Origin of the sequence: Thermococcus sp. 101 C5 (genome assembly GCF_009372125.1) — an archaeon.
Classification (GTDB): domain Archaea; phylum Methanobacteriota_B; class Thermococci; order Thermococcales; family Thermococcaceae; genus Thermococcus_A; species Thermococcus_A bergensis.
The window spans coordinates 20693-27002 of record NZ_WHIZ01000023.1 but is presented as its reverse complement, the minus strand read 5'-3'; the positions used below and the strand labels follow the sequence as shown (position 1 = coordinate 27002).

At 45.8% G+C, this 6310-nt stretch carries 9 protein-coding genes; all 9 read left to right on the top strand.

All coding sequences use genetic code 11. From position 1 onward, the window contains the following. Positions 1-156 precede the first annotated feature (156 nt). The 9 genes from GBV73_RS04985 to GBV73_RS04950 all read left to right on the top strand — a co-directional run bounded on the left by GBV73_RS04985 (position 157) and on the right by GBV73_RS04950 (position 6262). A complete protein-coding gene (locus tag GBV73_RS04985) occupies positions 157-1764 on the top strand; it encodes a radical SAM protein (RefSeq protein WP_152879759.1) in 1608 nt (535 codons plus the stop codon). 54 nt (positions 1765-1818) lie between these two features. Next, on the top strand, positions 1819-2499 hold the full coding sequence (locus tag GBV73_RS11325; protein WP_253910299.1) for a radical SAM protein: 681 nt from the start codon (positions 1819-1821) through the stop codon (positions 2497-2499). Further along, positions 2457-3401 carry a radical SAM protein gene (locus tag GBV73_RS11320; RefSeq protein WP_253910298.1) on the top strand — a complete coding sequence of 315 codons (945 nt, stop codon included), beginning with the start codon at positions 2457-2459 and terminating at the stop codon, positions 3399-3401. The genes GBV73_RS11325 and GBV73_RS11320 overlap by 43 nt, the downstream gene beginning before the upstream one ends. Positions 3402-3499: 98 nt before the next feature. Beyond that, positions 3500-3724 carry an Lrp/AsnC ligand binding domain-containing protein gene (locus GBV73_RS04975; RefSeq protein ID WP_042697825.1) on the top strand — a complete coding sequence of 75 codons (225 nt, stop codon included), beginning with the start codon at positions 3500-3502 and terminating at the stop codon, positions 3722-3724. 2 nt (positions 3725-3726) lie between these two features. Continuing rightward, positions 3727-4257, top strand: coding sequence for a GbsR/MarR family transcriptional regulator (locus tag GBV73_RS04970; protein ID WP_371717016.1), 531 nt, complete (start codon positions 3727-3729; stop codon positions 4255-4257). 33 nt (positions 4258-4290) lie between these two features. Beyond that, positions 4291-4797 carry a CDP-2,3-bis-(O-geranylgeranyl)-sn-glycerol synthase gene (locus GBV73_RS04965; RefSeq protein ID WP_152879755.1) on the top strand — a complete coding sequence of 169 codons (507 nt, stop codon included), beginning with the start codon at positions 4291-4293 and terminating at the stop codon, positions 4795-4797. A gap of 62 nt (positions 4798-4859) precedes the next feature. Next, positions 4860-5129, top strand: a complete 270-nt coding sequence (locus GBV73_RS04960) for a ubiquitin-like small modifier protein 1 (protein WP_152879753.1) — start codon at positions 4860-4862, stop codon at positions 5127-5129. A 1-nt stretch (position 5130) separates the two neighbouring features. After that, entirely contained in the window at positions 5131-5829 is a 699-nt protein-coding gene (locus tag GBV73_RS04955) for a ThiF family adenylyltransferase (protein WP_152879751.1), read from the top strand. Beyond that, positions 5819-6262, top strand: coding sequence for a molybdenum cofactor biosynthesis protein MoaE (locus GBV73_RS04950; RefSeq protein ID WP_152879749.1), 444 nt, complete (start codon positions 5819-5821; stop codon positions 6260-6262). Before GBV73_RS04955 ends, GBV73_RS04950 begins: the two co-directional genes overlap by 11 nt. The last annotated feature ends 48 nt before the right edge of the window (positions 6263-6310 follow it).

The window sequence follows — 6310 nt, the reverse complement described above, 5'->3', positions numbered from 1 at the left end:
TAATGTGTTATGGTCTGAAAATCCTCCTCAGAGTCAAATACTGTTTAAATAACAGGGGGTGAAACTAAACACGCCCCTGAAAAAAAGTCCCATTATAAGGCAATACGATAAGCTTAAATATGCAAATTTTTTTACATATATATGAAGGTGAGTGTTATGACCAGAATAGTCTTGACTACTGACGAAACTCTAACGAGCACATACCACGACGTACCTCTGCTAGACTTTCTCGGCTGTGCACCCTACGACAAGCTCCCGAAGTGGGTTTTCAGGTTTTTTGACACCCAGTTGCCCGATGAGAACGGCGTTCTGACTCAAGCGCCCTACGGCCTCAGGAAGGTCGAGGCGGCCCTTCTCCGGGACGGCTTCAGAAGGGACGAAGTGGTAGTCGCCCACCCGCGCAAGGTTGAGCAGTTCATAGACAAAGACACCACGATCGTTGCACTCTACGAGATGGATCCTCTCGGTCTGGGGCCGGTCAGCATGATGTTCACAAACGGCGGCAAGTGGACGAACTACACCAAAGTCAAGTTCATTGAGCTCGTGGAAAGGATAAACCGCATAAGGGAGACCAAAAAGCTGGACTTCAAAATCGTCGTCGGCGGGCCGGGGGCTTGGCAGGTTGACTTCAGAAGGGAGGAGAAGGAGAAGCTGAGGATAGACCACGTGGTAATCGGAGAAGTCGACCACGTTGCTGGGGAGCTCTTCAGGGACATCGAGAGCGGGGGCGCCGACGAGACTATCTTTATCAAGGGCTGGCCGCGGGTCGAGCAGATCCCGACGATAGTGGCGCCCTCGTATAAGGGTCTCGTCGAGGTGATGAGGGGCTGTGGAAGGGGCTGCCGCTTCTGCGAGCCGAACCTGAGGGTTGCCCGCCACATACCGCTGGAGAGGATAGAAGAGGAGATAAGGCTCAACGTAAACTCTGGAATCGATCACGCCTGGTTCCACAGCGAGGACGTGTTCCTCTACCGCGTCGAGGATAAGAAGAACTTCTACCCGAATGCTGAGGCCGTTGTTGAGCTGTTTGAAATAGCTAGAAAATACACGAAGAACGTGAACCCGACCCACGGGGCCGTTGCCGGTGCCCTGGCCGCTCCAGGAATGATAGAGGAAATCTCCCGCATCGTTGACGCTGGTCCGAATCACTGGATAGGCATTCAAGTCGGCTTTGAGACGGCCTCGCCGAGGCTCATCGGGAAGTACATGAACAACAAGATGAAGCCCTTCTCACCGGAGGAGTGGCCCTGGGTTCTCCTCAACGGGACGTACGTCTTCAACAAAAACTACTGGTTCCCTGCATACACAACGATTCTGGGATTGCCTGGCGACACTGATGACGACGAGATAATGACTGCCCAGCTAATAGTCACGATGGAGAGGGAGCTTGAGGAGAAGCTCGGTAGTAGAGCGCACTTCACTGTGACGCCACTGGCATTCGTTCCGATGGGCATGCTCAAGAACCAGGATTTCTACCAGATCGACGAGATGATAACCTACGGCCAGTTCCTCCACCTCTACTACGCTTGGAAGCACATGATGAAGGAAGTCACAAGGGGCCTGCCCGCAGTTATGAAAAACAACCCATTCCTAATACCTTTCTACCCGCTGGCGAGGCTTGGAACTCGGATCGTCATAAGGCAGATAGAGAAGTGGGGCAAAAGTAAGGGCTACGAGGTAAAGCCTCTTGAGCCGCTCGATATTCGGACTGAGGTAGAAGAACACCGCGGGTATTCTCAGCCGAGCCTTATGGAAGCTTATTGAGCGGGCAAAAAAGTTATACACCTCAAGTTAGAACTATGATTTAGGGGATGAAAAATGAAAGTTGCCCTTGTCAGGACAAACCCGGGAAAGAGCGGATATGCATCGGCTTACGGATACATAGCTCCTCCGTTGGGGATCTTATCTCTTGCCGGAGCCATTAGGGAAGTCGCCGAGGTAAAGGTCATAGACGCGGAGGCAAGGGGACTGGCGGAAGAGGAGACCGTGGCGGAGATAGAGGCATTTGACCCAGACATTGTGGGCTTCACAACCATAGCATCCACCTATGTGAATCCCTCTCTGAGAATCGTTAGAAGAATGCGAGAAGAGGGGCTTGATTCTTTTGTGGTCTTCGGAGGTCATCACTCGACCTTTACATATCCTCTCGTTCTACGCGAAGGGGTCGATGCAGTAGTTATAGGAGAGGGAGAAAACACGTTTCAGGAGCTGGTTAAAGCATTGAAGGAGAGAGGGAGCATAAGAAATGTTAAGGGGATAGCTTATGTGGAAAAAGGGGACGTGAAAGTCTCCTACCGGGAGCCAATCGTTAACCTTGATGAGCTTCCAATGCCCGCCTATGACCTTGTTGATTCAAAAACATACAGGGCAACAATTCTCGGGGAAAACGCAAGGATAGCCTCTGTGGAGACTTCAAGGGATGCCCTTACAACTGTGAGTTCTGCAGTGCCTCGGCGATGTGGGGGCACGCATGGAGATTCAAGAGCAATGAGAGGGTAATTGAAGAGCTGGGCTTCATAAAAAGCCTCGGCTACAACTGGGTTTTCTTTGTTGATGATAACTTCGTTGTTCCCTTCAAATATGAAGAGAGGCTTAAGCTTCTCGATGCTATAATAGAGAACGGGCTCAACGAGATTAACTTTATCATACAGATAAGGGCAGATATAATATCAAAACATCCCGAAATTGCCAAAAAGCTTGCGGATGCAGGTGTTAGAGTTGCTTTTATGGGAATTGAATCTGGAAGTGAAGAAGTTCTTAATAGCATGAGAAAGGGGTTAAGAAAGAATGACACACTGAGAGCTGTTCAACTGCTCAGCGAGCAGGGAATAATCACTTATGGCGGAGTCATTATTGGAGCACCCTACGAGTCAAGGAAAGACAGAAAAGCAACTTACAAGTTCGTTCAAATGCTCGGTGATCATGGTTTAGATGCCCTCCAGATATCAATATACACTCCACTGCCTGGCAGTGACTCCTTCTATAAGGCACTCAAAGAGAGGTCTCTTTTGACACTTAATTGGGATCTTTATGACGTTCTACGACCGGTAATCAGAACAAAAGAAAAGCTCTGGAGGCTGTACTTTGAAAGTAGGGAAAAGACGTATATGTTTTACTTCAAGAAGTGGCTTCATAGCGTTATGGGGAAAGCTGAGGAGTATTCAAAGCCCGTTCTGAGCAGCGCTAAAGGCTACGTTGTCCGAAGGATGCCTCACTACATAAAGAACTTTCTGAAGCTTCCAGTGGAGAGCTTTCTTGTTCAGAAGAGAATATTAAACTCCGCGAAGAAGCTTGACGAGAGCACTATTAGAATTCTCGAAGAGGTTTATACGCGTCACGTCATGGCTTATCTAAGAATGTTTCACGAAGCTATGAACCAGAAAAGGAAAACAAAAGTCTAAAGGGTTATTCCACATACTCCCGTTTATTTCCCCCCATAACTTTCGGAAATTTCCGAAAGTTTTATAACTTGAAAGCACGATAAAGGTTTTGATGAGGCATGAAAGCCTTCATACTACTAGTCACAAAGGGAGATAATAGTGAAATTATGAAAAGCTTGAATTCCTTTCCATGCGTATTAGAAGCGCACAGGCTTTATGGAGATTACGATATAATCGTTAAAGTTAAGGTACAAGATATTCATGAGCTTTCAAAGCTCAAGAATAAACTTTTGAATGAAAGCTCAGCTTTGTATGCTGAAGTGCTGATCATTGAGGAGGGATAATGGTGGGAGTTGAGGAAGCTAAAAGGATCATGATGGAGCACTTCGCAAATACCGCAAGAAAATTCGGGCTAAGCGAGCTCTACGGATATATATACGGAGTTCTCTTCTTTGAAGACGAACCGTTAAGCCTCGGAGAGATTGCCGAAAGAACGGGATATTCGCTTTCTCACGTGAGCACCGCACTGAAGCTCTTAGAAAATATTGGACTTGTAAAAAGGATCAAAAAGCCAGGTGACAAAAAGGCGTATTACACTGCAATAAAAAACATCCAAGAGTGGAGAAAAGAGGCGTACTACAAAAAAATAGAGGAAGACGTACGGCAAACCAGAGAAAACCTTCTCAGGGCATTGAAAGAAGTTGAAAATGAAAAAAGCGAGGAAGCAGAGAAAATAAAGCAGAGAATAGAATTTGCCCTCCGGAGAAATGCCATCGCAGAAAAAATAATAAACATTTTCCTCAAGCATGAAGACGAACGAGTGTTACAAGCTCTCCTCGAGTGCCTCGAAGAAAAGCTAAATAGTGAAAACCCTTAAAAACGAGCCAAGAATAATTAAAACGGTGGTTAAATGAATGAACTGCTAGAAGCTTTGTGGTACATTCTCCCAGCGTATTTTGCAAATGCCTCCCCAGTGATCTTCAAAGGCAAAACACCAATGGACTTTGGAAAGAGTTTTGTCGATGGAAAGAGAATTCTTGGTGATGGGAAAACCTGGAGAGGCTTTTTTGGGGGACTCTGTGCAGGGGTTTTAGTTGGGATTATCCAGTATTACCTCAAGCCCGATTTCTACGGCTCTTTTTCTCTCGCCTTAAAGCTTGCCTTTGCGCTCTCCTTTGGAGCCCTTCTTGGAGATCTAGTCGGTAGCTTTGTCAAGAGACGGGTAGGCATGGAGAGAGGTTATCCAGCAGTTGGTCTCGACCAATGGGGCTTTTTAATCTCAGCATTGGTTTTAGCTTACCCGATAAAAACCCTCACAACCGGACAGGTTCTGTTCCTTCTCGTTGTGACTCCATTCATTCATTGGGGAGCTAACGTTTTAGCGTACAAGCTGGGATGGAAAAGCGTTCCATGGTAAGCACTTTTGTTTTATGCTAAACCTTTTATAAAACACTGACGATAATTTTGAGTGGTGGGAAAATGAAGATAAGAGTAAGGTATTTTGCCCGTTTTAGGGAACTGGCTGGGACGGGAGAGGAAGAAATCGAGCTTCCCGAAGGGAGCAAGATAAGAGATCTCCTCGAGAAGATAAAAGAACTCCATCCAAAGTTCAAGGAAGAAGTCTTCGGCGAGGATTATGACGATAATGCAGACGTGAATGTTTCAAAAAACGGTAGATACGCTTCCTTCGATGAGGAATTAGAGGATGGAGATATTGTTGCTCTCTTTCCGCCAACGAGTGGTGGATAACATGCTAACGGAAAGAGAACTGGAAAGATACGACAGGCAGATTAGGATTTTCGGTGTTGAAGGGCAAGAAAAGCTCAAGAAGAGCAAGGTAGCCATTGTAGGCGTTGGGGGACTTGGAAGTCCTGTGGCATACTATCTTGCTGCTGCAGGGGTAAACCTTTTGCTTATAGACGAACAGCTACCGGAGCTCAGCAATCTGAACAGGCAGATTCTCCATTGGGAAGAAGACCTAGGAAAGAACCCAAAGCCAATATCAGCTAAATGGAAGCTCGAACGCTTTAATTCCGATATAGAGATTGAGACCTTTGTCGGAAAGCTGACAAAGGAGAACATAGAAGAAGTTCTCAAAGACGTTGATGTTATTGTTGATTGCCTAGATAACTTCGAAACGAGGTATCTTCTGGATGAATTCGCCCACAAAAAGGGAATCCCCCTCGTCCATGGAGCTGTTGAGAGTCTTTATGGACAGGTAACTACAATTATCCCCGGAAAAACCAAAAGTCTAAAAGAAATTTTTCCTGTTGCACCAAAGAAAAAAGAGAAGTTCCCTATTCTGGGAGCAACAGCTGGAGTTATAGGGACGATACAGGCAGCAGAAGTTGTAAAGCTATTAACCGGAAAAGGAGAGCTTTTAACGAACAAACTTCTCATAGTTGATTTAATGCACAATTCCTTTGAGGTGATAGACCTTGAAGATTAAGCTGTTTAAAAAGCCTGATGATTTTGACATTGCTAAAGCAATTGAGCTTGTTTCATCCCCGAAAAGCGGGGGAATCGCCATATTTCTCGGAAAAGTTAGAGACGAAAGCCACGGCAGAAGGGTTAGAAAGCTCGTTTACGAGGCTTACGAGGAAATGGCGATAGAGGAAATGAAAAGAATTCGCGAAGAGGCACTAGAAAAATTTCCGATATTAGATATGGTAATATGGCATCGGTATGGGGAGCTTGAAGTTGGGGAGAACACAATTCTCATAGTTGCCGCTGGAAAGCACAGAAAAGAAGCATTTGAAGCCTGCATTTGGACTGTTGATGAAGTGAAAAAGAGAGTACCAATTTGGAAGAAAGAAGTGACAGATGAAGGTGTTTTTTGGATTGAAGGAGAAAAAGCAGTGCCAGACAAAAAGGTGCATTAGAGTCCTTTTTTAACTATTATTTATTGTTAACTTGAAACTACAGAAAAT

Bases quoted from the DNA above. Each gene is read 5' to 3' on its own strand.
- GBV73_RS04985 (WP_152879759.1), top strand. From the start codon at position 157: ATGACCAGAATAGTCTTGACTACTGACGAAACTCTAACGAGCACATAC.
- GBV73_RS11325 (WP_253910299.1), top strand. From the start codon at position 1,819: ATGAAAGTTGCCCTTGTCAGGACAAACCCGGGAAAGAGCGGATATGCA.
- GBV73_RS11320 (WP_253910298.1), top strand. From the start codon at position 2,457: ATGTGGGGGCACGCATGGAGATTCAAGAGCAATGAGAGGGTAATTGAA.
- GBV73_RS04975 (WP_042697825.1), top strand. From the start codon at position 3,500: ATGAAAGCCTTCATACTACTAGTCACAAAGGGAGATAATAGTGAAATT.
- GBV73_RS04965 (WP_152879755.1), top strand. From the start codon at position 4,291: ATGAATGAACTGCTAGAAGCTTTGTGGTACATTCTCCCAGCGTATTTT.
- GBV73_RS04960 (WP_152879753.1), top strand. From the start codon at position 4,860: ATGAAGATAAGAGTAAGGTATTTTGCCCGTTTTAGGGAACTGGCTGGG.
- GBV73_RS04955 (WP_152879751.1), top strand. From the start codon at position 5,131: ATGCTAACGGAAAGAGAACTGGAAAGATACGACAGGCAGATTAGGATT.